The organism is Streptomyces sp. NPDC029674, assembly GCF_044903205.1.
Lineage (GTDB): Bacteria > Actinomycetota > Actinomycetes > Streptomycetales > Streptomycetaceae > Streptomyces.
Genome location: NZ_JBJDPY010000019.1, coordinates 47,353 through 71,150, shown reverse-complemented (window position 1 = coordinate 71,150; position 23,798 = coordinate 47,353). Strand labels below are relative to the sequence as shown.

Annotated in this window: 21 protein-coding genes and 1 pseudogene; 12 read left to right on the top strand and 10 right to left on the bottom strand. The window is 73.5% G+C overall.

Annotated elements, in window-relative coordinates:
• Positions 1 to 129: 129 nt before the first annotated feature.
• A complete protein-coding gene (locus tag ACI2L3_RS33700; protein ID WP_404756209.1) occupies positions 130 to 591 on the top strand; it encodes a winged helix-turn-helix transcriptional regulator in 462 nt (153 codons plus the stop codon).
• Positions 592 to 736: 145 nt separating this feature from the next.
• Here the strand turns inward: ACI2L3_RS33700 and ACI2L3_RS33695 are convergent, their stop codons facing one another.
• Complete coding sequence (locus ACI2L3_RS33695) at positions 737 to 1,303, bottom strand: GNAT family N-acetyltransferase (RefSeq protein WP_404756208.1); 567 nt, start codon at positions 1,301 to 1,303, stop codon at positions 737 to 739.
• A 365-nt stretch (positions 1,304 to 1,668) separates the two neighbouring features.
• Between ACI2L3_RS33695 and ACI2L3_RS33690 the strand changes: the two genes are divergently transcribed.
• Both ACI2L3_RS33690 and ACI2L3_RS33685 read left to right on the top strand, forming a co-directional pair.
• Entirely contained in the window at positions 1,669 to 2,934 is a 1,266-nt protein-coding gene (locus ACI2L3_RS33690; RefSeq protein ID WP_404756207.1) for a cytochrome P450, read from the top strand.
• A 9-nt stretch (positions 2,935 to 2,943) separates the two neighbouring features.
• Positions 2,944 to 3,159, top strand: coding sequence for a ferredoxin (locus ACI2L3_RS33685; RefSeq protein ID WP_404756206.1), 216 nt, complete (start codon positions 2,944 to 2,946; stop codon positions 3,157 to 3,159).
• A 33-nt stretch (positions 3,160 to 3,192) separates the two neighbouring features.
• On the opposite strand, the gene ACI2L3_RS33680 is transcribed toward ACI2L3_RS33685, so the two are convergent.
• Positions 3,193 to 5,787 (bottom strand): polysaccharide lyase family 8 super-sandwich domain-containing protein, encoded by a 2,595-nt coding sequence (locus ACI2L3_RS33680; protein WP_404756205.1) that lies wholly within the window; start codon positions 5,785 to 5,787, stop codon positions 3,193 to 3,195.
• A gap of 184 nt (positions 5,788 to 5,971) precedes the next feature.
• Here ACI2L3_RS33680 and ACI2L3_RS33675 point away from each other — a divergent pair, with 184 nt between their 5' ends.
• Both ACI2L3_RS33675 and ACI2L3_RS33670 read left to right on the top strand, forming a co-directional pair.
• Positions 5,972 to 7,234, top strand: coding sequence for a hypothetical protein (locus tag ACI2L3_RS33675; protein ID WP_404756204.1), 1,263 nt, complete (start codon positions 5,972 to 5,974; stop codon positions 7,232 to 7,234).
• Positions 7,216 to 8,535, top strand: a complete 1,320-nt coding sequence (locus ACI2L3_RS33670) for a hypothetical protein (protein WP_404756203.1) — start codon at positions 7,216 to 7,218, stop codon at positions 8,533 to 8,535. Before ACI2L3_RS33675 ends, ACI2L3_RS33670 begins: the two co-directional genes overlap by 19 nt.
• A gap of 27 nt (positions 8,536 to 8,562) precedes the next feature.
• On the opposite strand, the gene ACI2L3_RS33665 is transcribed toward ACI2L3_RS33670, so the two are convergent.
• The 3 genes from ACI2L3_RS33665 to ACI2L3_RS33655 form a co-directional block, all read right to left on the bottom strand.
• Positions 8,563 to 9,279, bottom strand: a complete 717-nt coding sequence (locus tag ACI2L3_RS33665) for a pyridoxamine 5'-phosphate oxidase family protein (RefSeq protein WP_404756202.1) — start codon at positions 9,277 to 9,279, stop codon at positions 8,563 to 8,565.
• Positions 9,276 to 9,458 carry a hypothetical protein gene (locus ACI2L3_RS33660; protein WP_404756201.1) on the bottom strand — a complete coding sequence of 61 codons (183 nt, stop codon included), beginning with the start codon at positions 9,456 to 9,458 and terminating at the stop codon, positions 9,276 to 9,278. The genes ACI2L3_RS33665 and ACI2L3_RS33660 overlap by 4 nt, the downstream gene beginning before the upstream one ends.
• Positions 9,459 to 9,611: 153 nt before the next feature.
• Positions 9,612 to 10,505 carry an NADP-dependent oxidoreductase gene (locus tag ACI2L3_RS33655; RefSeq protein ID WP_404756200.1) on the bottom strand — a complete coding sequence of 298 codons (894 nt, stop codon included), beginning with the start codon at positions 10,503 to 10,505 and terminating at the stop codon, positions 9,612 to 9,614.
• Between the two features lie 87 nt (positions 10,506 to 10,592).
• On the opposite strand from ACI2L3_RS33655, the gene ACI2L3_RS33650 reads away from it, so the two are divergent.
• Positions 10,593 to 11,195 (top strand): TetR/AcrR family transcriptional regulator, encoded by a 603-nt coding sequence (locus ACI2L3_RS33650; RefSeq protein WP_404756199.1) that lies wholly within the window; start codon positions 10,593 to 10,595, stop codon positions 11,193 to 11,195.
• A gap of 93 nt (positions 11,196 to 11,288) precedes the next feature.
• The gene (locus tag ACI2L3_RS33645; RefSeq protein WP_404756198.1) at positions 11,289 to 14,168 is read left to right on the top strand and encodes a glycoside hydrolase family 2 TIM barrel-domain containing protein; all 2,880 of its coding nucleotides are present in this window, start codon (positions 11,289 to 11,291) and stop codon (positions 14,166 to 14,168) included.
• A 32-nt stretch (positions 14,169 to 14,200) separates the two neighbouring features.
• Here ACI2L3_RS33645 and ACI2L3_RS33640 read toward each other — a convergent pair whose 3' ends face one another.
• The gene (locus tag ACI2L3_RS33640) at positions 14,201 to 15,013 is read right to left on the bottom strand and encodes a dienelactone hydrolase family protein (protein WP_404756197.1); all 813 of its coding nucleotides are present in this window, start codon (positions 15,011 to 15,013) and stop codon (positions 14,201 to 14,203) included.
• A 48-nt stretch (positions 15,014 to 15,061) separates the two neighbouring features.
• Between ACI2L3_RS33640 and ACI2L3_RS33635 the strand changes: the two genes are divergently transcribed.
• Both ACI2L3_RS33635 and ACI2L3_RS33630 read left to right on the top strand, forming a co-directional pair.
• Positions 15,062 to 16,495 (top strand): hypothetical protein, encoded by a 1,434-nt coding sequence (locus ACI2L3_RS33635; RefSeq protein ID WP_404756196.1) that lies wholly within the window; start codon positions 15,062 to 15,064, stop codon positions 16,493 to 16,495.
• Positions 16,496 to 16,552: 57 nt separating this feature from the next.
• Positions 16,553 to 17,290 carry a hypothetical protein gene (locus ACI2L3_RS33630; RefSeq protein WP_404756195.1) on the top strand — a complete coding sequence of 246 codons (738 nt, stop codon included), beginning with the start codon at positions 16,553 to 16,555 and terminating at the stop codon, positions 17,288 to 17,290.
• 26 nt (positions 17,291 to 17,316) lie between these two features.
• Here the strand turns inward: ACI2L3_RS33630 and ACI2L3_RS33625 are convergent, their stop codons facing one another.
• Complete coding sequence (locus tag ACI2L3_RS33625; RefSeq protein ID WP_404756194.1) at positions 17,317 to 17,727, bottom strand: NUDIX hydrolase; 411 nt, start codon at positions 17,725 to 17,727, stop codon at positions 17,317 to 17,319.
• A 179-nt stretch (positions 17,728 to 17,906) separates the two neighbouring features.
• On the opposite strand from ACI2L3_RS33625, the gene ACI2L3_RS33620 reads away from it, so the two are divergent.
• Positions 17,907 to 18,323, top strand: coding sequence for a VOC family protein (locus tag ACI2L3_RS33620; RefSeq protein ID WP_404756271.1), 417 nt, complete (start codon positions 17,907 to 17,909; stop codon positions 18,321 to 18,323).
• Here the strand turns inward: ACI2L3_RS33620 and ACI2L3_RS33615 are convergent.
• Positions 18,312 to 19,031 (bottom strand): annotated as a pseudogene (locus ACI2L3_RS33615) (DUF6597 domain-containing transcriptional factor); the annotation flags it as partial. The gene ACI2L3_RS33620 and the pseudogene ACI2L3_RS33615 sit on opposite strands and share 12 nt — an antisense overlap.
• Before the next feature lie 19 nt (positions 19,032 to 19,050).
• The gene (locus tag ACI2L3_RS33610) at positions 19,051 to 19,989 is read right to left on the bottom strand and encodes an AraC family transcriptional regulator (protein ID WP_404756193.1); all 939 of its coding nucleotides are present in this window, start codon (positions 19,987 to 19,989) and stop codon (positions 19,051 to 19,053) included.
• An 81-nt stretch (positions 19,990 to 20,070) separates the two neighbouring features.
• On the opposite strand from ACI2L3_RS33610, the gene ACI2L3_RS33605 reads away from it, so the two are divergent.
• Positions 20,071 to 20,919, top strand: a complete 849-nt coding sequence (locus ACI2L3_RS33605; RefSeq protein WP_404756192.1) for an NmrA family transcriptional regulator — start codon at positions 20,071 to 20,073, stop codon at positions 20,917 to 20,919.
• 37 nt (positions 20,920 to 20,956) lie between these two features.
• Here ACI2L3_RS33605 and ACI2L3_RS33600 read toward each other — a convergent pair whose 3' ends face one another.
• Entirely contained in the window at positions 20,957 to 22,126 is a 1,170-nt protein-coding gene (locus ACI2L3_RS33600) for a YihY/virulence factor BrkB family protein (RefSeq protein ID WP_404756191.1), read from the bottom strand.
• 17 nt (positions 22,127 to 22,143) lie between these two features.
• Here ACI2L3_RS33600 and ACI2L3_RS33595 point away from each other — a divergent pair, with 17 nt between their 5' ends.
• Positions 22,144 to 23,778 (top strand): acyl-CoA dehydrogenase family protein, encoded by a 1,635-nt coding sequence (locus ACI2L3_RS33595; protein ID WP_404756190.1) that lies wholly within the window; start codon positions 22,144 to 22,146, stop codon positions 23,776 to 23,778.
• Positions 23,779 to 23,798 lie beyond the last annotated feature (20 nt).

The following is a 23,798-nucleotide window of genomic DNA, read 5'->3' as shown; positions in this document are numbered from 1 at the left end:
CTCCGCACATCGGTTGCATCTTGCCACCAGTGGTGACTGCGTCGACGGTAACGGCCTTGGTAGCATGTTGCAACCAGCCCACAAGCCCGGACCAGAGGGAAGCAGAAGGAAGGAAGTGAGGCAGTCACCATGGTGACCAGGACCCGCTTCGACGACAGCGAATGCCCCGTCGCCCGGTCGGTCGACGCGATCGGCGACTGGTGGTCCCTGCTGATCGTGCGGGACGCCTTCGACGGAAGCCGGCGCTTCGGGGAGTTCCAGCGCAGCCTCGGCGTGGCGAAGAACATCCTCACCGCGCGCCTGCGCGCACTGGTCGCCGGCGGCGTCCTCGAATCCGTGCCCGCCTCCGACGGCAGCGCCTACCGCGAGTACGTACTGACCCCGAAGGGCGAGGCGCTCTTCCCCGTCATCGTGGCACTGCGCCAGTGGGGCGAGGAGAACTTCTTCTCCCCCGGCGAACCGCATTCGGAGCTGGTCGACCGTCGGCAGGGAAAGCCTCTGCGCGCGCTCGAAGTACTGTCCGCGGACGGGCGACGGCTGCACCCCGACGACACGACCGTCCACAAGGTCCCACCGGGCGACGGGAGTTGAGCGGGGCGCCCGCGTTTCCGCGACCGCGCGGAGGTCGAGGCGGAACTGGCCTCGGAGGGCTATGCGGTGGAGCCGGTCCGGGACGCGCCGGACCGGCCGGGCCGGAAGCTGGTGTTCGTGACGCCGTCGGCCATGTGAGGCCGCCTCAGTCCGTGGCGTGAGCGGCGCGCGCGGCGCGCCACTCGGGTGCCAGTACCGACCACATCTCGGTGTCCTGCCGTACGCCCTGGTAGGGGTCGTCCTCGCGCCGGAGTCCCTCACGGCTCATGCCGAGCCGCTTCGCGACGTTGACGCTCGGGGTGTTCTCGGGGGCCACCAGCCACTCCACGCGGTGGATGCCGCGCACATCGACCGCCCAGTCGATGACGACGCGGACCGCGCGGGTGATCAGGCCGCGTCCGGTGGCGTCCGGTTCCAGCCAGCAGCCCGCCTCGCAGGTGCCGGCCGCCGCGTCGAACGTACGGAGGAGTACACCGCCGACGAGTCTCCCGTCGAGCCGGATGCCGTACAGGCGGCCGGTGTCGGCGGCGGCCTTGTCGGCGTACGCCTGGAGCCAGGCGCGCGCGGAGGCCAAGTCGGCCGTGATGTCGGGGAGTCCGACGTAGCGGCCGATGAAGTCGCGGCCGCGGTCCATGTGCGCGAGGAACTCCTCGGCCTGCCAGGGCTCCAGCGGCCGCAGTTCGGCTCCGTCCCCCAGGGGTATCGCGAACATTCTCTTCCTCCACAGTGGCCGCACGGGTCCCAGAATGGTCCCAGAATCCTCGCACGGGGGTTCGGGGCCGGTCCCGGCTCCGGCGAGAGTCGGCACTCCTCGTAATCGTCCGGAATCCGCTCATCCGCAGCCGCCGATACGCGTCTCGGCGCCCCTGCGCAGGACCCGCCTCAGCACCCCGACGCCACGGCCTGCCCTCAGAACCGCGGAAACGGCCGCCGACGCGGTCCGGTTGAGCGGAGGGGGCCGTTCCGGACAGATGTGGCATCGCGCCGATCTGGCCGGTCTTGCCGTGGACGAGTTAGTTGCCCCAGCCATCCAATGGGAGGTGGATCAGGGACGAACCGCACTTGCGAGGTGCTTCCATGCCGGAGACCACGACGCCGAATCCGAAGCCGAAGCCGAAGCCGCGACCGAAAGTGGGGGCCGAGACGGTCGAGCCCATCGCCTTTCCTCAGGACCGTACTTGCCCGTACCACCCGCCCACCGCCTACGCCCCACTGCGCGACGACCCGCCATTCTCCCGCGTCAGCCTCTTCGACGGCCGCTCCGTCTGGCTGGTCACCGGCCGGGCCGCGGCGCGCGAACTGCTCGTCGACCCGCGGCTCTCCGCGGACCGCCAGAACGCCGCCTTCCCCAGCCCCACCGAACGCTTCGCCCGGCTCCGCGACCGCCGCGTCGCCCTGCTCGGCGTCGACGACCCGGAGCACAACGCACAGCGCCGGATGCTGATCCCCAGCTTCTCCGTCAAACGCATCGCGGCCCTGCGCCCGCAGATCCAGGCGACGGTCGACCTGCTCCTCGACGACATGGTCGGACAGGGGCCACCCGCCGAGCTGGTGAGCGCGTTCGCGCTGCCCGTACCTTCGATGGTGATCTGCGCCCTGCTGGGGGTGCCCTACGCCGACCACGAGTTCTTCGAGGAGCAGTCGCGGCGGCTGCTGCGCGGCCCCGCCGCCGAGGACTCGGAGGCGGCGCGGCGGGAACTGGACGAGTACTTCCACGAACTCCTCGACCACAAGCGCGAGAACCCGGGCGACGGACTGCTCGACGAGCTGATCCACCAGCAGCACGCGGCGGGCACGGTGGACCGGGACGAACTCGTCAGGCTCGCCACCATCCTGCTGATCGCCGGGCACGAGACGACGGCGAACATGATCTCCCTCGGTACGTTCACCCTGCTCCAGCACCCCGAGCGGCTCGCCGAGCTGCGGGCCGGGCTGCGCGCCGATCCGCCGCTGATGCCGGCCGCGGTCGAGGAGCTGCTGCGCTTCCTGTCCATCGCGGACGGGCTGCTGCGGGTGGCGAAGGAGGACATCGAGACCTCGGCCGGCACCATCCGCGCGCACGACGGCGTCATCTTCGCCACCTCCCTCATCAACCGCGACGGCACGGTCTACGACGGTCCCGAGGATCTGGACTGGCACCGCGCCGACCGCCATCACCTCGCCTTCGGCTTCGGCATCCACCAGTGCCTCGGCCAGAACCTCGCCCGGGCCGAGATGGAGATCGCGCTGGGGACCCTCTTCGAGCGCCTGCCGGGGCTGCGCCTCGCGGCGCCCCCGGAGGACATCCCCTTCAAGCCGGGCGACACGATCCAGGGGATGCTCGAACTCCCCGTCACCTGGTAGGGAGCGGCCGTGGAGCTGGAACACGTGACGATTCACGTCGACAGGGACCGGTGCGTGGGCGCGGGCATGTGCGCGCTCACCGCGCCGAGCGTCTTCACGCAGGACGACGACGGCCTCAGCGAGGTGCTGCCCGGCCGCCAGGACGGCGGTGGCGACCCCCTGGTGCGGGAGGCCGCGCGGGCGTGCCCGGTGCAGGCCATCAGTGTCGTCGTCGACAGCAACTGATGGGACCTCATAAGGCGCCGCGCGTATCAGACTTCACTCGGTCAGCGTCGCCGTGAAGCTTCTGCCGTACGCGTGGTGCGTGTCCACCTCGATGCGGGTGCCGCCGGGAGCCCCGCTCACCCTGACCCGCGGGTCCGCGGTGAGCTTCCGCAGGGGGCGGCCGGGGAGCAGGACCGTCACGGTGTCCCGGTCCATGGTCGGGTCGGACACCGCGACGGAGACGCGGCGCCCCTGGCGGCGCACGATCACCGAGGCGGGGCCGTGCACGCGCAGGCCCGCGGCCTCGTGCCGCCCCTCGGTGAAGGAGTTGGCGGCCGTGATGCCGAGTCCGGTGTGGGAAACGGCTTGCAGGCGCCGGGAGTTGGCGAGGACCTTGAGCGGCCCATGGCGGTGGGCGCGCAATCGGTCGTCGTCGGCGTTCGGCACCAGCGCGTAGGCGAGGCGGGCGGGCCGGGCGCCCGCCGCCCCGTCGACGGTGACGGCGAACACCGAACGCGTCGCGTTCGTATCGGGGTTGGCGGTGCGTACGACCCGGCGGCTGCGGGTGACGCGGTCCAGGGTGACGCGTACGGGCGGGGTGTCGAGGAAGACGTAGCCGACGGCGGTGCCCTCCGTGGCGTTGGCGTAGCGCAGCCAGCGCAGTCCTGCGGTGCCGGGGCCGGTCCAGGGGCGGCCGTCGCGGAGGACGCCGGTGAGCGTGATCCGGTCGTCGGGGGCCGCGGTGCGGGCGTCGACGGTCGTGGTGACGGCGCGCCCGGCGCTGTCGCCGACGTCCGCGGCGAGCACCACGATCTCCTCGTCGAGCAGGAACCACGACTTCGTCGCCGTCGCGTTCCGGTACACCACGAAGTCGTCGGGCAGCAGCGCGCGGTCGCGGTACGCCGCGTCGTCGGACTGCACCATTCCCGCCGCGCCGTACGCGCCGAGGACGGCGCCGCCCGAGTAACGGTGGGTGCCGCGCGGGAAGTAGACGTACTTGTTCTGCGACTCGGAGGACGAGGTGAAGTGGAGGGGGTGGCCGGGGTTGTCGTAGAACGGCTTGCCGTACAACTCCGGTACGGTGCGCCGCTGTTCGGCCGGCGCCGTGACGCCCGCGAGGCCGTACGGCGAGACGGTGGTGTAGTAGTCGACGCCGTACGCCCGGGTCTGGTCCTGGCCGGAGAGGTAGAGGTAGTACGCGCCGTCGCCCTGGAACCACGGCATGAGGTTCTCGCCGCTCATGTACTCGTACTTGCTGATCCGGCCGGAGCTCCGCGCGAGCGCGAAGGCGTAGCCCGGTCTGCGGTGCACGGTCTTGTCCATGGCGTTGAAGGCGACGCTGCGCGCGGCGGGGTTGAGGTCGGCGGGCGGGACGGTGGTGTCGCCGAGGATGTCGGCGTAGCGGACGACGCTGACCGGTGAGACGAAGCGGGCCGGGTCCAGGGCGGTGCGCGAGGTGGCCCTGACGTGTTTGACGTAGCTCTTGAGGGCAGTTGCCGCGGCGCCCGTCGCGAGTGAGGAGAGGTCGACGACGGCCTCTACGACCACCGCCACGTCGGTGTACCCGGAGTCGGTGCGCGACACCGCCCGGCCCTTGACGATCTCCATCATCCAGCCCTCGAAGATCAGCGGGGCGAAACCATTCTTCACCCAGCCGTACACGGTCGGCACCAGCTCCTCGCCGTGCGCGAAGCCGGTGCCGTCGAGGATCTTGAGGGTCTGTACGACGCGGGTGAGGAGGCCCTTGCCGTACGAGCCCGTGTACGCGACGGAGGCGTGCTGGATGAAGGAGCCGTCGGCGTAGTGGCCGTCCGTCACGCCGTGCCGCAGCCGGTAGGGGTCGATGGTGAGGAAGACCGTCAGCTGGTCGGTGAGTGCCTTGCGGATCCGGGCCTCGCCGGGCTCGCCCAGGAGCGCGCCCTGCAGTATCCGGTTGGTGGTGATGTCGGCGAGGTTGGCGCCGGTGTGAAAGCGCGAGTCGAGGTCCACGTCGCCGTCGGTGCCGTTGCGCAGGTAGGCGTCCATCGAGGCGACGTAGGCGGGCAGCAGGCCGGGGCGGTGGGCGGCCACGTCGTCGGCGAGCAGGACGAGGGTCCTGCTGACGTGCTGCGAGATGCCGATCTCCCAGTGGAACCAGTTGCCGTAGTAGCCCCTGGACTGGTCCCCGTAGTAGCGCTCGTGCAGCCAGGCCAGGCCGTCGATCACGCGGCGCCGCACGGCCGTGCTGCCGTACAGGTCCGCGGGCAGGCCCGGCGTACGGGTGGCGAGGGCGATCTCGTACAGCCTGCGGAAGGCGGTGTTCAGGTTGGCCTCGTCGGTGCCGAGGACCAGGCCCGCGAAGAGCTCGCCCGCGCCCGCGTCGTCCATCGCCTTCAGGTTGGCCCGCGCGGTCCGCTCGACGGCGGCGAGCTTCGCGGCCGTCTCGGGGCGCGCGTTGGTCGCGGCGGTGCCGGCGAAGACCGCCACGGTGTTGGCGAGGAGCCGGGCGCGGCCCGCCTCGCTCGCGGCGGCGGCCGACGGGCCCCCGGGGCCCGCCACGGGAATCACCGCCAGGAGGCCGGCGGCCGACAGGGCGGAAAGCAGGCGTCTGCGGGTGATCTCCGAGGGGTCCGAGGGGTCCGAGGTCTCCAAGGGGTCCATGGCGTCCATGACGGCCTCCAACGACGACGTACGTGGCGTTCCGGGGCGATCGGGGGAGCGATGTGGGGGCGTGCGGCGAGCGGAGTCAAGCAGACGGCCCGGGCGGCGACAAGGGTCCCCGGCCGGGGCGGTCCGGGCGGATTGATAGCGTCCACTCCGATCATGGTGCCGTTCACGGGGGAAGGGGAGCGCCATGCCCGGAGGAGGCGCGTCGCGTACGGCGCGGCGGCGCACCTGGCTGACGGCCGCACTGGTGGTGACCGTGCTGGCCGCGTCCTCGGTGACCTGGGTCGCCGTGTCGCGGGCCGAGGAGCGCGAGGACCGGCTCGACGCCAACCGGGAACTGGTCGCGCGCGGCTGCGCGGGCCTGCTCCGGGAGGAGGCGTACGCGTCCGTGCCGGACGACGCGCGGGCGGTGCTCGACGAGTTCGGGACGATCCTGCGGCCCCGGCAGCAGAGCCGCGCGCTGCTCGACTGCACGCTGGCCTGGAGCGGTGACGGCAGCGTCTCGGACGGGGACGTGCGGGCGCGGGTGCGGGCCGAGGCGGCCCCGGACCGTACGTCACCGGCCGCGCTGACGGGCGGCTTCGGCCTGCCCCTGCCGCCGGGCGCGGTGGGCGGCATGGGCTCCGCGGACCGCTGGGACGGCGGCTCGACGACGACGGCCTCCCTGCTCGTCGACTGCCCGCAGGGGCTGCGGGGGCGGGGCCGGACGACGCGGGACCTGCTCGTGTCGGTGGAGCTGCCGTCCGAGGCGGACGAGGGCGACGCCCCGGAGGCGGAGCGGCTCGCCGCCGCCGGGATGGCGGCGAGAATCACCAACTGGGTGTCCCGCAAGCAGGGTTGCGGCGGCGAGCCGCTGCGCACCACGCCCGGCGGCGCCCCGCGGAAGGCTCCGAAGCTCTGCGCCTGGCTCTCCCCGAAGGCGCTGCGGCTGGCACCGGGTCAGTGGATCCTCGACGGGAACGACTCGGCGTACAGCCGGCGCACCGGCACGTGCGGCGGCCGGTGGGACGACACGACGGGCTCGTCCCCCGGCCACCTCGCGGTCGTGGCGGCGGGCGCGGAGAGCTGGTCGGGTGTCCTCGCCCGCGGCGCCTACGACGACCACGCGGGCGATCTGCAGGTGCCCGACCCCGAAAAGCCGGTCTCGCACGACGAGCCCGTGACGGTCGAGAGGTCGGGCGACGACCCGTTGCTCGCCCTGTGGGCCCGCTCCGAGTGCGTGGCCGGGCCGACGTACCACCGGGTGACGGTGACGCCCGAGTTCGACTTCGACCAGGCGCCGGGGGAGGACGAGGCCGTCCTCGAACCGAAGGACCAGCGGCGGCTCTCCCGTCAGGCGCGAGCGGTGCTCGACCGCTATCTGGCGGCGACCGACGGGTGGCCCCGCCGTTCGCGGTGCGGCAGGACGGAGATCGTGGGAGAGGTGGCGGAGTGGCGCGAGCGGGACTGACCTGGCGGACGAGGACGGGGCGCGTGGTCCTGTCGTCCTGCGGGGCGCTCGTCGCCCTGGCCCTCGTCGCGGGCGGCTACTACTGGTGGGGCGGCCCGCACGAACGCCGTGCGGCACAGCGGGTGCTCGACGAGGCGTGCGACGGCGTGCTGCCCTCGCGCGAGATGCGGGACGTGCTCGGGGACGGGCCGTTCGGGACGGGACCCGGCCGGATCGACGTGTGGCCGGCGGACCGGGACTCGGACAGCGGCGGGGGTGACGGAAGTGACCGAGCCGACCGGGGTGACGGAGGCGATGTACGCGGCGTCACGTGCAGCGTGAGCGGCGACGGTGCGCAGGTGGCGGGCGGCAACGGAAACGAGGCCGAGGTCGAGGTCACCGTGCAGCGCGTGCCGGAGCGGCGCGGCGACGACACCGCGGCGGACGGGGCCGCCTACCGCGACGCCGCACGCGGCTACTCCGCAGGACCGTTGTACCCGCGGCCGAGCACCGAGCTGCCGCCCGCGGGCCTCGGCGGTGGCTGGCGGGGCCTGTTCACGACCGGGGAGAGCTTCTCGGGCGACTCCACCGACAGCGGGGCGACCGCGGCGACGCTCCTCGACTGCGCCCGGGACCGCGGCACGCTCCTCGTCACCGTCACCGCGGAGGACGAGGACGTCACGCTGGACGACCCGCGACGCCGCACCGCCATCGCGCGGATCGCCACCGCGACGGCCGCGAAGGCGTCGGCGAAGTGGGGCTGCGACGCCGAGTTGGGCAAGCCGCCGCGTACGGTGGCGCTCCCCGTGAACGCCGACGACAGCGTGCCGCTCGCCGACGCGTCCGGGACCTGCCGGGGCGTCCCCGACCGGGGCGGGCGGCTGCCCCGGGCGTGGGAGAGCGCGAGCTCCGGCGCTCCCGGCGAGGTGTGCGTCGTGGCGGGCGAGCGGCCCGACCTGCCGGACACCGGACGTACGGACCCGGTACGCCGCTATCACCTCGTCGCCTCCTACGGCCCGTACGCGGAGTACGACCGGCTCCACCACGGCAGGTACAACGACAGGCCGGGCCTCGGCGGCTCCCCGGCGGGCCGGCTGCCGGGCGGGGGCCACTGGGCGAGCGCGGTGTGCCGGGACGGGAGCGGCCCCGCGCTGTTCACGGTCCGGGACGGGACGGCGTGGCGGGAGGACCGGTCCGGCGGGGCCGGGGGGCGCCGCAGCAAGCCGTCCGCGGCCGATCTGGCGTACGAGCGCGCGGCGCTGGCGAAGTTCGCCCGCCACTCGGCCCGCACCCACGGCTGCGAGGCCCCGCGACTGCCCTGACCTGCCGGCTCGCCGGGCGGGGCCTTCTTACTCCTGCCGGTTCCCCGCCCGTTCCGCCACATGCGGCGGCGGCGCGAGTCCCGCGGGCAGCAGCGGGTCCGGCACCGGCTCGCCCCAAACCGCCGTCAGCGGCAGGTTTCCCGCCCAGAGGCCGAGTTCGGCGTCCGGGCCGGTGCCGTCGTCCGGTGGGCCGGACGCCGTCTTGACCGAGGCCTCCGCCAGGGAGAGGGCGAGCAGGGTGGTCGCGGCGAGTTCCTTGCGGTTGGGGCGGCGGGCGTAGTCCCACTGGCCGGGTGCCGCGTGCTCGGTGAGCAGGCGCAGGCCGCGCAGCTTCTCGTCGGGGTCGGTGACCCGGCGCGGAACCCCGTGGATCATCGCGCTGCGGTAGCTGACGCCGTGTTCGAACACCGAGCGGGCGAGTATCAGCCCGTCGACGTGCGTGACGGTGACACAGACCGGTGTCTCCGGGTCGGCCGCCAGGCTCCGGCTGGCGACCGATCCGTGCAGGAAGAGGTGGGTGTCGTCGCGCCCGTAGACCGTGGGCACGACCATGGGGTGGCCGTCGACGACGACCCCGAGGTGGCAGACGAAGCCCGCGTCGAGGATCGCCTCCAGGTCGGCGCGGGCCAAACTCCCCTGCTCGCGCAGGCGGCGGTGGCGGGTGCGGTCGGTGACGGGCAGGGCGTCGGGGAGCGTGGCGGCGCCCTCGGCGGCGGGCTGTGGCTGCGCATGGTGGTCGTTCATGACGCGCCAACGTACCGAGTGTCCGGGGCCGACACGGACGCGGTGGCCACCGGGGCTGACACGGACGTGGCGGCCACCGGGGCTGCGGCCACCGCGTCCGGTGCGGGTACGGCCACCGGGGCCGCGATCGCGGCGGCGATGGCGAGGACGGCGACGGCGCGCAGGGTCCACTTCAGCATGGTGCTCCGATCTCGGCGCGTGACGGCATGTCACAGCAGGTCAAGTGCTTGCGCCTTGAGCTTCGCCGCCCGGCCGGAGCCTCCGCGTCGTCCGCAGGTAGCGGCCCCCTCCGCCCCACGGGGGAGGCCGGGACGCCGTCGGGCCTTCTCCGCTCAGACGACGATCACCCGACGTCCGCGCGCGTGTCCGGCCCGGCTGTCCGCGTGCGCCACGGCGGCGTCGGCGAGCGTGTACGACTTCTCGACCGGGATGTGCAGCTTCCCTCGCGAGATGAGCCGGGCCGCCTCGGCGAGCGCGTCCGGCACGCTCCCGGCCACGCCGGAGAACCTGACCCCGTGCTCCGGCGCCGAGAGGTCGGCGATGGAGATCACCTTCCGTGGGTCCCCGGTCAGTTCGACGAGCTCGCGGAGCACGCCCGAGCCTGCGAGATCCAGGGCCGCGTCGACCCGGCCCAGCTGCCGCACCCGTTCCACCCAGCCCTCCCCGTACGTCGTGGCGAGGGCGCCGAGGTCGCGCAGGTAGTCCTGGTTCGCGGCCCCGGCCGTGCCGATGACCGTGATGCCGCGCTCGCGGGCGATCTGCAGCACCGCCGACCCGACTCCCCCGGACGCACCGCTGACCAGCAGCGTCTGCCCGGGCCGCACACCGGACTCGCGGATGACGCGCAGCGCGGTCTCCACCACGGAGGGGTACCCGGCCGCCTCTTCGAACGTCAGCCCCTCGGGCATCAGGGCCCACGCCGACAGCACGGCGAACTCGGCGTAGGTGTCCGCACCCTCGCCGAACACGCGGTCGCCGGCCTCGACCCCTTCGACGCCCTCGCCCACCTCGTCCACCACCCCGGCGGCGTCAAGGCCGACCCCGGCGGGCAGCTCGACCGGATGGGCCCCCAGTTTCTGGCCTTCGCGGATGCGCCAGTCGACGGGGTTCACGCCTGCCGCCCTGACGGCGACGCGTATCTGGCCGGGGCCCGCGTGGGGCTCCTCGGCGTCTATGAGGTGCAGGACGTCCGGACCGCCGAACTCGGCGAAGCTCACCTTTTTCATGCCGCGGAACGTAACACTAACCGTTAGGCTTTAACAACGACTCTATGACAATAACGGTTACACCTTTACTCTTGGTAGCGTCAGCGCATGACCGCGCCCGTGCCCGCAGCCACCCCCGCACCGACCGGACGTCGTGAGCGAAAGAAAGCCGCGACCCGCAAGAAGATCGCCGACACCGCCCTGCGGCTCTTCCTGGAACGCGGATACGAGGCGGTGGGCATCCGTGACGTCGCCGCCGAGGCCGATGTCGCCGTGACCACGGTGTTCTCCCACTTCGCCTCGAAAGAGGCCCTGGTGTTCGAGCAGGACGAGGACTTCGAGCAGCGCCTCACCCGGGCGGTCACCGACCGGGCCGCCGAAGAGCCGCTCGTCCCCGCGCTGCGCCGCGAGATCCACGCACTGGTGCGGCACTGCACGGCGGACGGCGCCGCCCCGATCTGGCGCATGATCGACGAGTCGGCCGCCCTGCGGAAGTACGAGGAGTCCATGCGGCTGCGCCACGCGGAGTCGCTGGCGGCGGCCATCGCCGCCGAGCCCGGTCTTTCGCGGACCGCGACGGCCTGCCGGGCGATCGCGAGGTTCGCGATCGACGCCTTCTCGGTGGCCCGTGAGACGGACGACCCGGAGGCCGCGGTGGACGAGATCTTCCGCATGATCGAAGCGGCCTGGGAGGCCACCGGCCCTTCCTGAGAAGCCCGTGGCGTGGCGGGTCCAAGTCGAGGGCGAAGAATCCAACGACTTCCGCCCCGCGACGATGGCGGCCCCCGGGCCCCGCACGGTCTCATGGAGCCCATGGAGCTTCCCCACCACGAGGACGTGTCCCCCGGCACCGGCGCCCTCCCGCCCCGCGCCTGGTACGCGACGTCGGACGCCGCAACCCTCTCCCTCAACGGAACCTGGCGCTTCCGCCTCTCCCCCACGGCCGACGCCGAGGACGACGCGTTCGCCGCCGACGGGTACGACCCCGGCGCCCCGGACGCCTGGGGCGAGATCGCCGTGCCCGGCCACTGGGTGCTGCGGGGCCACGGCGCGCCGCACTACACCAACCAGCTCTACCCGTTCCCCCTGGATCCGCCGCGCGTCCCGACCGAGAACCCGACCGGCGACCACCTGCGCCTCTTCGACCTGCCCGCCGACTGGCCGCGCGACGGCGCCGCCGTCCTCCGCTTCGACGGCGTCGAGTCCTGCGCCCGCGTCTGGCTGAACGGCACCGAGCTCGGCGACTTCAAGGGCTCGCGCCTCCCCCACGAGTTCGCCGTCGGTGAGCTGCTGCGGCCCGGGGGCAACGTCCTCGCGGTCCGCGTCCACCAGTGGTCCGCCGGTTCGTACCTGGAGGACCAGGACCAGTGGTGGCTGCCGGGCATCTTCCGCGACGTGACACTGCTGCACCGGCCCGCGGGCTGCGCCGGTGACTTCTTCGTCCACGCCGGGTACGACCACCGCGCGGGGACGGGCACTCTGCGGGTCGACTCGGAGGTGCAAGGGCGCGTCACCGTCGCCGAGTTGGGCATCGACGTACCGACCGGTGAACAGGTCACCGTCGCCGTGGAGCCGTGGACGGCCGAGACGCCGCGGCTGTACGACGCGACGCTCGCCACGCCCGGCGAGCGGATCCCGCTGCGGGTCGGCTTCCGCACGGTCGCCGTCGAGGACGGCCTCATCAAGGTCAACGGCCGCCCGGTCCTCTTCCGTGGCGTGAACCGCCACGAGTTCCACCCCGAGACGGGCCGCGCGCTCGACCTCGAAACGATGCGCGCCGACGTGCTGTTGATGAAGCGTCACAACATCAACGCCGTGCGCACCAGCCACTATCCGCCGCACCCCGCCTTCCTCGACCTCTGCGACGAGCTGGGCCTGTGGGTCGTCGACGAGTGCGATCTGGAGACCCACGGGTTCCAGGCGGTGGACTGGCGCGGCAACCCGGTCGACGACGACCGCTGGACGCCCGCCCTCCTGGACCGCGCGGCCCGCATGGTCGAGCGCGACAAGAACCACCCCTCGGTGATCCTCTGGTCGCTCGGCAACGAGTGCGGTACGGGCCGCGGTCTGACCGCGATGGCCGAGTGGATCCGCGCGCGGGACGGCAGCCGCCTCCTGCACTACGAGGGCGACGCGTCGTGCCGGGACACCGACGTGTACTCGCGGATGTACGCCGACCACGCCGAGGTCGAGCGCATCGGCCGGGGCGAGGACGAAGGGCCCGAGGAGCGGCGCCGGCTGCCGTTCATCCTCTGCGAGTACGCGCACGCCATGGGCAACGGGCCCGGCGGACTCAGCGAGTACCAGCGGCTGTTCGAGACGTACGACCGGCTGCAGGGCGGCTTCGTCTGGGAGTGGATCGACCACGGCATCGCGCACCCGGCGTACGAGTACGCGTACGGCGGTGACTTCGGCGAGGAACTGCACGACGGCAACTTCGTCTGCGACGGCCTGGTGTTCCCCGACCGGACGCCGTCCCCCGGCCTCGTCGAGTACAAGAAGGTGGTCGAGCCGGTCAGGATCGAGGGCGACGGGCCGTCCGGAGCGGTCGTGATCACCAACCTCCACGACTTCGCCGGCCTCTCCCACCTCGCCTTCACCTGGTCGTACGAGAAGGACGGCACGACCGTCGCGGACGGTGTCCTCGCGGTGCCGCCCGTCGGCCCCGGCGAGCGCACGGAGGTGAAGCTGCCGCCCCCGCCGCCCAGGAACCCGGACGCCGAGACGCAGTGGACGGTGCGGGCGTCGCTCGCCGAGGACACGGCGTGGGCGCCGAAGGGGCACGTGGTGGCGTGGGCGCAGCTGCCCGTCGAGTACGGCATGGTCCTGCCCGTGCCCGGCGGCGCGGCACCGGTGCGCGACGCGGCCGGCCGGCGGATCACCCTCGGCGCCGCGGAGTTCGACGCCCGCACCGGCACGCTCCTCACCTTCCGCGGCCGGGAGGTCAGGGACCTGCGCCTGGACGTGTGGCGGGCCCCCACCGACAACGACAACGGCATGCCGTGGCGGCCGGAGCCGTCGGTGGCCTCCCTCTGGCGCAAGCTGGGCCTGCACCGGATGCGGCACCGCGTCGACTCCGTCGAGACGGCCGGCGAAGCGCTGACCGTCCGCACCCGGGTGGCGCCCGCGGCGAGCGACCTGGCGCTGCGCACGGAGTACCACTGGGCGTCGAACGGCCGCAAGCTGCTGCTGCGGATGTCCGTGACGCCCGAGGGCGACTGGCCCGTGCCGCTGCCCCGGCTCGGCATCCGCTTCGGGCTGCCCGGCGCGCCGGGGCGGGTGCGGTGGTTCGGCGGCGGGCCCGGCGAGGCCTATCCGGACACCGCGGCCGCCTCGCTCATCGGCGTTTGGGAGTCGGACGTCGACGCGATGCAGACGCCGTACGTGCGCCCGCAGGAGAACGGGGCGCGGGCGGCGGTCCGCTGGGCCGAGGTCGGCGGGGTGCGCGTCGAGAGCGACGGCGCCCCCGCGTTCACCGTCCGGCGCTGGACGACGGAACAGCTCGACGCCGCCCGGCACCGCACCGACCTCACGCCCGGCGACACGGTCTGGGTCAACCTCGACATCGCCCGGCACGGCATCGGCACACAGTCGTGCGGCCCCGGTGTCCTGCCGCAGTACGAACTCCGCGCGACACCCCGGCCGTCCTCCCTCAGCTGCGTCTTCTCACTGACGGACGGCTGAGCCCAGGGCGGACTTGGCCGGGCGCCGCCCGGTCACTTGCCGGCCGTCAGCCGTTCCCGCAGGAACTCGACCACCCGCTCGCGCGCGGCGTACGCCGGGTGGCCGGGCTCCTCGCGGACCTCCTCGGTGAGGACGGAGTGCGCGGACTTCGCGAAGCCCGTCTCGTTGCCCGGCGACGAGTCCAGCTCGATGACCTCGAACGCGTCGCCGAAGTGGCGGCGCAGGGTGGCGAAGCGGTCGTGCGGCACCAGCTTGTCCTCGGTGAAGCGAAGACCGAGCGCGCACAGGCCGTCGTTCCTGGTGCGGGCCACCACCGTGTCGAACTCGGCGCGGGACAGCCCCGGGTCGACCCGCCGCCCGGCGCTCACCGGGAGCGGCAGCGAGGGCTGGCTGAGCACGGGCGCCACGACGGAGTCGTCCGTGGCGGCGGCCAGCGCGAAGCCACCCGTGAAGCACATGCCGATGACGCCGACGCCGGGGCCCGGGGTGCGGGACGCGAGGTCGCGGGCGAGGGCGCGGAGGTAGTCCGCGAAGGGCCGCCGCGCGTTGGTGGCGAAGGCGCGGAACTCCGCGGCGACGCAGACTTTGCGGAAGACACCCAGCATGTACGGCGTGGAGATCGGGCGGCCCGGCTCGCCGAACGGGGACGGGATCGCGACGGTGAACCCCTGTTTCACCAGATGCTCGCCGAGGCCCAGGACGCCGGGATGCACGCCGGGGATTTCGGGAACCAGGACGACGCCGGGGCCTGTCCCCTTCTCATAGACATCATGCGTCAGACCGGCTCCCGTGAACGGGGCCGCGTTCCAGCCGGTGAGGTCCGCTGTCGGTTCCGAACCGGGCACGGTGCTCACTCCCTTTCATCTCAAGTGTCCTATGGGTAAGTGGAGTTCATGCCTACAGCACCCATGCGCGGAAACCCAGACCCCACCGGGCCCCCCGTGCCGCCCGGGCCGCCGCCCGAACCACCGCCCGGGCGGCTCGTGGACCGGCTGGGCAGACTCGGGCCCGTCGCCGTGGGGTACGCCGTCTTCCAGGCCCTGGTGAGCCTGCTGCCCGACGGGCTCTTCGGGGACACGGCCCGCTATTCGCTCGCCGTCGTCAGCGGCGTCGGGACGGGGGTCTCCGCCTGGCTGGCCGCCGCGCTGCTGCGGGCCAGGGGCGCGGCGGACGACGGGGCGGACGGCGGCGGCCTGGACGGGGTGCCTGCGCCGCGCCGGCCTCTGACGGGCAGCGCCCCGGGTGCGGCGGAACCGGTGGCCCCGGGGCCGCTGCCGGGGCTCTCCGCCGCCACGTACGCCACGCTCGCCGACCGTCTGACGGTCTTCGACGATCCGCTGCGCGGCCGCCTCGCGGGCTGGCCGCACGCCCTCGACGAGCAGCCGGGACCGGTACGGCCGACCCCCACAGGGACCGCGTACGGACTGCACATCGTCCTCGAACTCGGCATGCCCGACGGGCGGTTGCGCGCCTCCGAGCTCGTGGAGACCCTGTGGCGGCTGCGGCTGCCCGAGGGCGGCTGGGCGGCCCGCTCGCAGGGCGCGGTGGGACGGCCCGAGGTGACCGCGCTCGTCCTCGGCGCGCTCGCGCGTGCGGGCGCCGACCCGCGCCTCCTCGCGACCGAGGCGGAGCGGTGCACCGAGCGGTTCAGCCACGAACTGGAGCCCGCAGGAATCGAGTTGACGCACGTCGTGACGACGGTGCTGCGCGGGCTGCTGCGTGCCGCGCCCGACTCGCCCGCCCTGCCGCTCCTGCGGGACGCGCTCGTCGACGGGGCCGTCACCGATCCGGCGCGCGGGCACCGGCGCTGCTGGGGCTCCCGGCTCACGCCGCCGCGCGGCAGGGCGGTGGCGCGGTCGGCCGTGCACACCGCGCAGGCCGTCGTCGCCCTGGACCGGGCGGCGCGGGTGCTCGGCGAGGACGCGAACGCCCGCGCGACGCGCGAGGAGGGCATCCGCTGGCTGCTCTCCTGCCCCGGGCCCGCGCACGACGGCTGCGACGACCTGGAGAGCGGCCACGAGACGGTGCGCCGCCCCCACCCCGTCGACGCCTCGCGCCACGAGGTGCTGTCCGTGCGGCACTTCTCGGCGGCCTGGGTGGTGCGGGCGCTGCTCACCCCGGGCGCCCCGGCGGTCGCCGCCGACGAGGGCAGGGAGCCGGTCTGGCAGGAGATGCTGTCGGGTTCGGCCGCGTCCGTGTGGCGGCAGCAGGACAACGGGATCTGGACGTGGGACGGGGTCGATCTCGCCCACCCGCTGTGGATGACCTACCAAGGCCTTTCCGCGCTGCGCGCACATGCCGTATGGATGTATCAGCCGGGTGCCTGAGAGCCTGTCTTCGAACCCCCGGCCGGCGCGGGGCGCGCGGACGAGGGGGAGAGTGCATTGGGTGGTCGGCACGTCCACGACGCCACGCGGCTCCTTGCGGAGACGCTGGACCGGTCGACGGGGGACGAGCTGGTGCGGGCCGCCCGCTCGGCCGTCGCCGAACTGGGCTCCCCGCGGCGCCTGTTGCCGCTGATCCGCGAGCTGGCGGCCGGCGCGGGCGACCCCTCGGGATGCGCGCTCCTCTCGTACCGCCACGTCCTCGGCTTCGACAAGCTGCTGCTGATCGACGGCGGCCCGCGCCACATGCTGCGCGCGCACGTGTGGCATCCGGGGCGGGGCACCCGCGAGGACATCCACAACCACCGTTCCCCGCTGGCCTCCTTCGTGGTGCGGGGCGCCCTCGGCATGGAGCTGTACGAGCCGGTGGACCCCGCGGCGGGCGAGGGCATCGCCACGGCCTGGTACCGGGAGTCCCTGACCGGCGAGGAGGGCGACTGGCTCCTGGAGCCGGCGGGCGGCGCGCGGCTGCGGCTCACGCAGACCGCGCAGTACGCGGCGGGAAGCGGCTACGCGCTGCCGCCGCACGTCCTGCACCGGGCGTGGTGCGCCTCGTCGGGGCCCGCGGTCACGCTGTTCCTGGAGACGGGAGCAGGGCGGCGGCGGTACACGGACGTGTTCGCAGGGTCCGGGGAGGAGGGGTCCCACGCGGAGGGAGGCCGGGCGGTGGCGAAGAAGCCCCTGGAGGTGAACGACTATCTGACCGAGCTGTCGGCGCTGGCGGAGCTGCTCGGCTGAGGTACCGACGGGCCGGCGGGTGCGGCTCAGCCGAAGGCCTGGCGGACGATCTCGCGGTTGTAGGCGTCGACGCGGACCGTGCCGAGGTCGGCGGGGGCGAGCCAGCGGTGCTCCTGGTCGGGCAGGGGCAGGGTCACGTCGAAGGTGAGGGGGCGGACCAGGAAGTTGTCCTGCCAGTTCTTCACCTCATGCCCGCGGTAGGTGCTGACGAAGGAGGACTCGCCGACCTTGCGCAGGACCTGGCCGAGCAGGCCCGTCTCTTCCTTGAGCTCTCTGAGGACGCCGTCCCGCGGACTCTCGCCGGGCTCCAGCTTCCCGCACGGTACGCCCCACACGCCGGGCAGGAACCGCTCGGTCTCGCTGCGTCGCACGAGCAGCACACGGCGGCGGAACACCACGACAGCCGCCGCGAGCCGGTTGTCACCGGGATAGTCCATGTCCTCCAAAGTAGCGGGGATCCGGGCACGGTGACAGCCGGTGCGGCGGCCCGCCGGAGGCCGTTCCGCGTTCCCGCTGGTCGGGCCGGACCGGAAGGTAGACGTCCGTCAACCGAGTGCCGTAGACCTGTCCGATTCCTTCAAGACCGGGCGCCCGCCCGCTGCCTACGCTGCCGGGCATGAACAGTACACCGAGCTCACCCACTCCCCGCTTCGACCTGATCGGCCTCGTCGTCTCCGACCTGACCGCGTCGATCGCCTTCTACCGCCGCCTCGGCCTGGAGTTCCCCGCCGGCTCGGAGAGCGCCCCGCACGTCGAGGCGGCGCTCCCCGGCGGTCTGCGGCTCGCCCTCGACACGGAGGACACCATCCGGTCCTTCCACCCGGACTGGCAGCCCCCCGCGAGCGCCGGCCGGATCGGGCTCGCCTTCCACTGCGGCACGCCCGCCGGGGTCGACGCGGTGTACGACGACATGACGGGCGCCGGTCACGCGAGCGGGCTCAAGCCGTTCGACGCGCCCTGGGGCCAGCGGTACGCCGTCGTCCTCGACCCGGACGGCAACGGCGTCGACCTCTTCGCGCCCCTGGGTGAGTAGCCGGCTCAGCGGCAGGCCCGTGAACTCCCTGACGTCCCGGGCGAGATGAGCCTGGTCGGCGAAGCCCGCGACGGCCGCCGCGGCCGCGTACGGCAGCCCCTCGCGGGCCAGCGCGAGCGCCCGCTGGAGGCGCAGCACCCGGGCCAGCGTCTTGGGGCCGTACCCGAACGCGGGCAGGGAACGGCGGTGCAGCAGACGGGCGTTGACGCCCGCGTCCGCCGCGGTCCGGGCGACCGAGTGGCCCGCGCTCAGGGACCTGACGACGTGGGCGAGGAGCGGGTCGGGCGGTCCGACGCGGGCGGCGCGGTCCGTGGCGATCGCCTCCAGGGCGGCCACCGGGTCGGGCGCGGCGTCCACCCGCTCGACGAGGCGGCGCGCCCGCGCGGCGGTCCACAGGTCGGCGAGCTCCACCCGCCGGTCGCGCAGTTCGTGGGCGGGGACGCCGAGGAGGGCGGGGGCGGTGCCGGGGTAGAAGCGGATGCCGACGTACCGTCCCGGCCCGCCGTCGGGGGCGTACGCACGCGTGTCGGGGCCCGCGACGAACAGTCTGCCCTCGGTCCACAGCAGGTCCATGCAGCCGTCGGGCAGCACCGGACGGGCGTCGCCGGGGGCGCCGGTGGCCGTGCGGGTCCACACGACCGCGCCGGGCAGCGCGGACGGCCGCTCCCGGTAGGCCCCCGCGTCCCCGGGGCGGGTCTCCTCGGTCACGTGCGGCACGTACAGAAGGCTACGCCGCTCGCGTGCGGTGCTCCTGCGGGCTGACCCCGTACACCCGCTTGAAGGCGCCGGAGAGCGCGAACGCGCTGCCGTACCCGACGCGGCGGGCTATCGAGCCGATGGTCAGCTCGCTGTCGCGCAGCAGGTCGGCGGCGAGCGCGAGCCGCCAGTTCGTCAGGTACGTCATCGGGGGCTCCCCCACGAGCTCGGTGAACCGCCGGGCCAGCGCGGCCCGCGAGACGCCCGCCTTCGCCGCGAGGCCCGCGATCGTCCAGGGGTGCGCCGGGTCGTCCTGGAGCAGGCGCAGGGCGCGGCCCACGACGGGGTCGCCCATCGCCCGGTACCAGGCGGGCGCCGCCGCCTCGGGGCGGGAGAACCAGGCGCGCAGCGCGGCGATCAGGAGCAGGTCGAGGAGCCGGTCGAGGACGACGTCCTGGGCCGGTTCGTCCTTGTGGAGCTCGTCGGCGAGCAGCGGGCTGAGCGGGCAGTCCCACACCTCGGTGGGGAGCACGAGCAGTGGCGGCAGCGCGTCGAGGAGGCGTCCGGTGATCTCGCCCCGCATCTGGTAGGTGCCGATCAGCAGCTCCACGGAGCTGTCGCGCGACTCGCCCCAGGCGCGCAGGCCGAGGTCGCGGTAGCGCGCGACGGGGGCGCCGTCGAGCGGTACGCACTGCTCCCCGGGCCGGATCTCGGCGAAGGGGGCGGTGGTGGGGTCGCCGGCGCAGGTGTAGTGGTCGGGGCCGCGGGCGATGGCGAGGTCGCCGGGGCCGATGCGCTGGGCGGGCGTTCCGTCGGCGGGCGTGATCCAGGCGGTGCCGCGCACCATGACCATGACGGAGAGGGGCGCCTCGTCCGCGATGCGCACGGACCAGGGCGGGTCGAAGAGCGCGCGCAGCATGAAGGCGCCGCGCGCCCGCGGCCCTTCGAGGAGGCCGGCCAGTACGTCCATGTGGGCAGCGTAGACGCACGCGTATGGGCGTGAGCGGCTCGCCGATGGTCCGCAGGCGGGCGCGGCAGTTGACTGACGTACATGACGACGAACACAACAAACATGACGGTTCTGGTGACGGGTGCGGGCGGGCGGGTGGGCCGCAGGGTGGTGGAGTCGGCGGAGGCGGCGGGCCTCACGGTGCGGGCGGCCTCGCGGTCCGGCGCGGTGCGGTTCGACTGGGCGGACCGGTCGACGTGGGCAGACGCGCTGCGGGGCGCGGACGCCGCGCACCTCGCGTATCTGCCGGACGTGGGGGCGCCCGGCGCGGCCGAGGCGGTCGGCGCGTTCGCGCGGCAGGCGGTCGGCCTCGGCGTACGGCGGCTCACGCTGCTCTCGGCGCGGGGCGAGGACCAGGCGCACGCGACGGAGCAGGCCGTGCGGGACTCGGGCGCCGAGTGGACGGTCGTGCGGGCCAGTTGGTTCGCGCAGAACCTCAGCGAGGGCCCGCTGCTCGACGGGATGCGGGGCGGCGAGCTGGTCTTCCCGGCCGGTGAGGTGCTCGAACCCTTCATCGACACACGGGACATAGCGGATGTGGTGGTGGCCGCGCTGACGGGCGGCGACCGGTGGGCGGGCCGGACCCTCGACCTGACCGGGCCGCGGCTCCTCTCCTTCCGGCAGGCGGTGGCGGAGGTCGCGGCGGCGGCCGGGCGGGAGATCACGTACGTGCCGGTGTCGGCCCGTGAGTACGGGGCGGCTCTCGCCGGGTTCGGGGTGCCGGCCGGGGAAGTGGAGTTCTTGGTCGAGCTGTTCGAGACGAACCTCGACGGCAGGAACGCGAAGCTCTCGGAGGGGGTGCGGGAGGTACTGGGCCGGGAGCCCAGGGACTTCGCCGACTTCGCCCGCGAGTGCGCCGGGGTCTGGGTTTCCAGCCCGTCCGGCGTTTGAGGACGAACTCGGCGAAGCCGGTGATGAACGGCGCCCCCTACTCCGGTGGGGGGTCCCCCGAACCGGGCCGCTTCGCATGCTTCCCCTGCTTCGCCGGCGTCCGCAGGCGCGACGTCACGTCGTCCGGCGGCAGGAAGCGGGACCAGCGTTCGGGGAACTCGGACGGCATCTCGGGGTCGTCGGGGTCGTCGTCGAGTTCCGCGGCCGCCTCGCGCGCGGCAGCCGCGCGGGCCACCACCTCCGCGGCCTGCGCCTCCCTTATGCGGTCGTTGGCGGCGCGCGCCACGGCCGTGGCGACGGACGGCCAGACCCGGTCGATCGCCGCGTTGACCGCGGCGCCGACGAGGACCGCGAACGCCGAGACGCCGATCCACAGCAGCACGGCGACCGGTGCGGCGAGCGAGCCGTAGATGGTGGGGCCCTCCACCGTGCTGGTGAGGTAGATGCGGAGCAGGAAGCTGCCGAGCACCCACATGGCGAGCGCGATCAGCGCGCCCGGCATGTCCTCGACCCACGGCGAACGCACCGGCACCGACACGTGGTACAGCGTCGTCAGGAAGATCACGGAGAGGATGACGACGACGGGCCAGTAGAGGATCTGGACCACCGTCGTGGAGCCCGGCAGGAGTTTCACCACCGCGTCGGGGCCCGCCACCATCAGCGGCAGCGCCACCGAGCCGATGAGCAGCGCCACCAGGAACAGGCCGAAGGCGAGGATGCGGGTCTTGACGATGCCGCGCACACCGTCGAGGCCGTACATCACGGTGATGGTGTCGATGAAGACGTTCACGGCGCGCGAGCCGGACCACAGGGCGAAGAGGAAGCCGATGGAGATGACGTCGGGTCTGCTGACCCGCATCACGTCGTCCAGTATCGGCTCCGCGATCTGGTGGACGCCACGGTCCGACAGGATCGTGCGGGACGCCTCCAGGATGTTGTTCTGGACGCTGGCGATGGTGTCCGCGCCGGTCCACCGGTCGACGTAGGCGAGCAGGCCGATCAGGCTCAGCAGCAACGGCGGGACGGAAAGCAGCGTGAAGAACGCAGCCTCGGCCGCGAGCCCCAGGATGCGGTACTCGATGCACGAGTTGACGGTGTCCTTGAGCAGCAGCCAGGCGGTCCTGCGCTTGGAGACGTTCCGGTAGAGAGCGCGGGCCCGGTACCAGCGGCCCGACGGCCGCCCGGGTGTTTCTTTTGCCTGGTGCACCTCCTTACCGTAGCGGCATGGCAGCCAGCACCCACACAGTGACCAACCAGGCTCCGCCCCTGGTGGGATATGACGTATTCGCGTCCGACCGGGCCCTCGTGGAGGGCGTCGAGCGGCATCTGGATCCGGCGCTCCTCGGCACCGCCCGCGATGAACTCTCCTTGCTCGGCCGTGCGGCGGGTTCCGCCCAGGCGCGGAAGTGGGGAGATCAGGCCAACGACAATCCTCCCGTTCTGCACACGCATGACCGTTACGGGAACCGGATCGACGAGGTCGAGTTCCACCCGGCCTGGCACCGGCTGCTCGGCAAGGCCGTCTCCGCGGGCCTGACCACCGCGTGGACGCGGCCCGGCGGCCATGTGCGGCGGGCTGCGGGGTTCCTGGTGTGGACGCAGGTCGAGGGAGGGCACGGCTGTCCCGTCTCGATGACGCACGCCGCGGTGCCCGCGTTGCGCGCCGACCCGGTGCTCGCCGCCGAGTGGGAGCCGCGCCTCTCCTCGATCGTGTACGACCACGGGCTGCGCCCGGTGTCGGAGAAGGCCGGTGCCCTCTTCGGGATGGGCATGACGGAGAAGCAGGGCGGCAGCGACGTGCGGGCCAACACGACGCGCGCGCAGGCCCTCGCGGAGGACGGGACGTATGCGCTGACGGGCCACAAGTGGTTCTGCTCGGCGCCCATGTCGGACGGGTTCCTGGTGCTCGCGCAGGCGGAGCAGGGGCTGACGTGCTTCCTGGTGCCGCGGGTCCTGGAGGACGGCACGCGGAACCCGTTCGCCATCCAGCGGCTCAAGGACAAACTGGGCAACAGGTCCAACGCGTCGAGCGAGGTGGAGTTCGACGGGACGTGGGCGCGCCGGGTCGGCGACGAGGGGCGCGGGGTGCGCACCATCATCGAGATGGTGGCGGCGACCCGGCTCGACTGCGTGATCGGTTCGGCCGCTCTGATGCGGCAGGCCGTCGCGCAGGCGGTGCATCACGCCACGTACCGGGAGGCGTTCGGCGGCAAGCTCGTCGACAAGCCGCTGATGCGCAACGTACTGGCGGATCTGGCACTGGAGTCGGAGGCGGCCACGACGCTCGCGCTGCGGCTCGCGGCGGCGTACGACGACGGGGGCGAGCAGGAGCAGGCGTTCCTGCGGCTCGCGGTGCCGGCCGCGAAGTACTGGGTGACCAAGCGGTGCACGCCGATGGTGGGCGAGGCCCTGGAATGCCTGGGCGGCAACGGCTACGTGGAGGAGTCGGGCATGCCGCGGCTGCTGCGCGAGGCGCCGCTCAACTCCATCTGGGAGGGCTCGGGGAACGTGCAGGCGCTGGACGTGTTGCGGGCGCTCCAGCGTGAGCCGCTGGCCCTCAACGCGTTCCTCCAGGAGGTCGGTGCGGCGCGCGGCGCCGACCACCGTCTGGACGGGGCGATCAAGGACCTGCTGACCGAACTGGCCGACCTGGACGGCATCGAGGGCCGCGCGCGGCGGCTCGTGGAGCGGATGGCGCTGGTGCTCCAGGGGTCGCTGCTCGTGCGGTACGCGCCTTCGGAGGTCGCCGACGCGTTCTGCGCGTCACGGCTCGGCGGGGACTGGGGCGCGGCGTTCGGCACGCTGCCGCACAGCCTCGATCTGGCCACGGTGGTGGAGAGGGCCGCACCCGGGGTCTGACACAGGGGTGGCGCCGCGCC

What these genes read in the sequence shown, in the direction of transcription:
- ACI2L3_RS33605 (WP_404756192.1), top strand. Translation starts at nt 20,071, where the DNA reads ATGACGACGAACACAACAAACATGACGGTTCTGGTGACGGGTGCGGGC.
- ACI2L3_RS33690 (WP_404756207.1), top strand. Translation starts at nt 1,669, where the DNA reads ATGCCGGAGACCACGACGCCGAATCCGAAGCCGAAGCCGAAGCCGCGA.
- ACI2L3_RS33655 (WP_404756200.1), bottom strand. Translation starts at nt 10,505, where the DNA reads ATGAAAAAGGTGAGCTTCGCCGAGTTCGGCGGTCCGGACGTCCTGCAC.
- ACI2L3_RS33675 (WP_404756204.1), top strand. Translation starts at nt 5,972, where the DNA reads ATGCCCGGAGGAGGCGCGTCGCGTACGGCGCGGCGGCGCACCTGGCTG.
- ACI2L3_RS33645 (WP_404756198.1), top strand. Translation starts at nt 11,289, where the DNA reads ATGGAGCCCATGGAGCTTCCCCACCACGAGGACGTGTCCCCCGGCACC.
- ACI2L3_RS33700 (WP_404756209.1), top strand. Translation starts at nt 130, where the DNA reads ATGGTGACCAGGACCCGCTTCGACGACAGCGAATGCCCCGTCGCCCGG.
- ACI2L3_RS33625 (WP_404756194.1), bottom strand. Translation starts at nt 17,727, where the DNA reads ATGGACTATCCCGGTGACAACCGGCTCGCGGCGGCTGTCGTGGTGTTC.
- ACI2L3_RS33650 (WP_404756199.1), top strand. Translation starts at nt 10,593, where the DNA reads ATGACCGCGCCCGTGCCCGCAGCCACCCCCGCACCGACCGGACGTCGT.
- ACI2L3_RS33610 (WP_404756193.1), bottom strand. Translation starts at nt 19,989, where the DNA reads ATGGACGTACTGGCCGGCCTCCTCGAAGGGCCGCGGGCGCGCGGCGCC.
- ACI2L3_RS33695 (WP_404756208.1), bottom strand. Translation starts at nt 1,303, where the DNA reads ATGTTCGCGATACCCCTGGGGGACGGAGCCGAACTGCGGCCGCTGGAG.
- ACI2L3_RS33660 (WP_404756201.1), bottom strand. Translation starts at nt 9,458, where the DNA reads ATGCTGAAGTGGACCCTGCGCGCCGTCGCCGTCCTCGCCATCGCCGCC.
- ACI2L3_RS33595 (WP_404756190.1), top strand. Translation starts at nt 22,144, where the DNA reads ATGGCAGCCAGCACCCACACAGTGACCAACCAGGCTCCGCCCCTGGTG.
- ACI2L3_RS33665 (WP_404756202.1), bottom strand. Translation starts at nt 9,279, where the DNA reads ATGAACGACCACCATGCGCAGCCACAGCCCGCCGCCGAGGGCGCCGCC.
- ACI2L3_RS33620 (WP_404756271.1), top strand. Translation starts at nt 17,907, where the DNA reads ATGAACAGTACACCGAGCTCACCCACTCCCCGCTTCGACCTGATCGGC.
- ACI2L3_RS33635 (WP_404756196.1), top strand. Translation starts at nt 15,062, where the DNA reads ATGCCTACAGCACCCATGCGCGGAAACCCAGACCCCACCGGGCCCCCC.
- ACI2L3_RS33680 (WP_404756205.1), bottom strand. Translation starts at nt 5,787, where the DNA reads ATGGACGCCATGGACCCCTTGGAGACCTCGGACCCCTCGGACCCCTCG.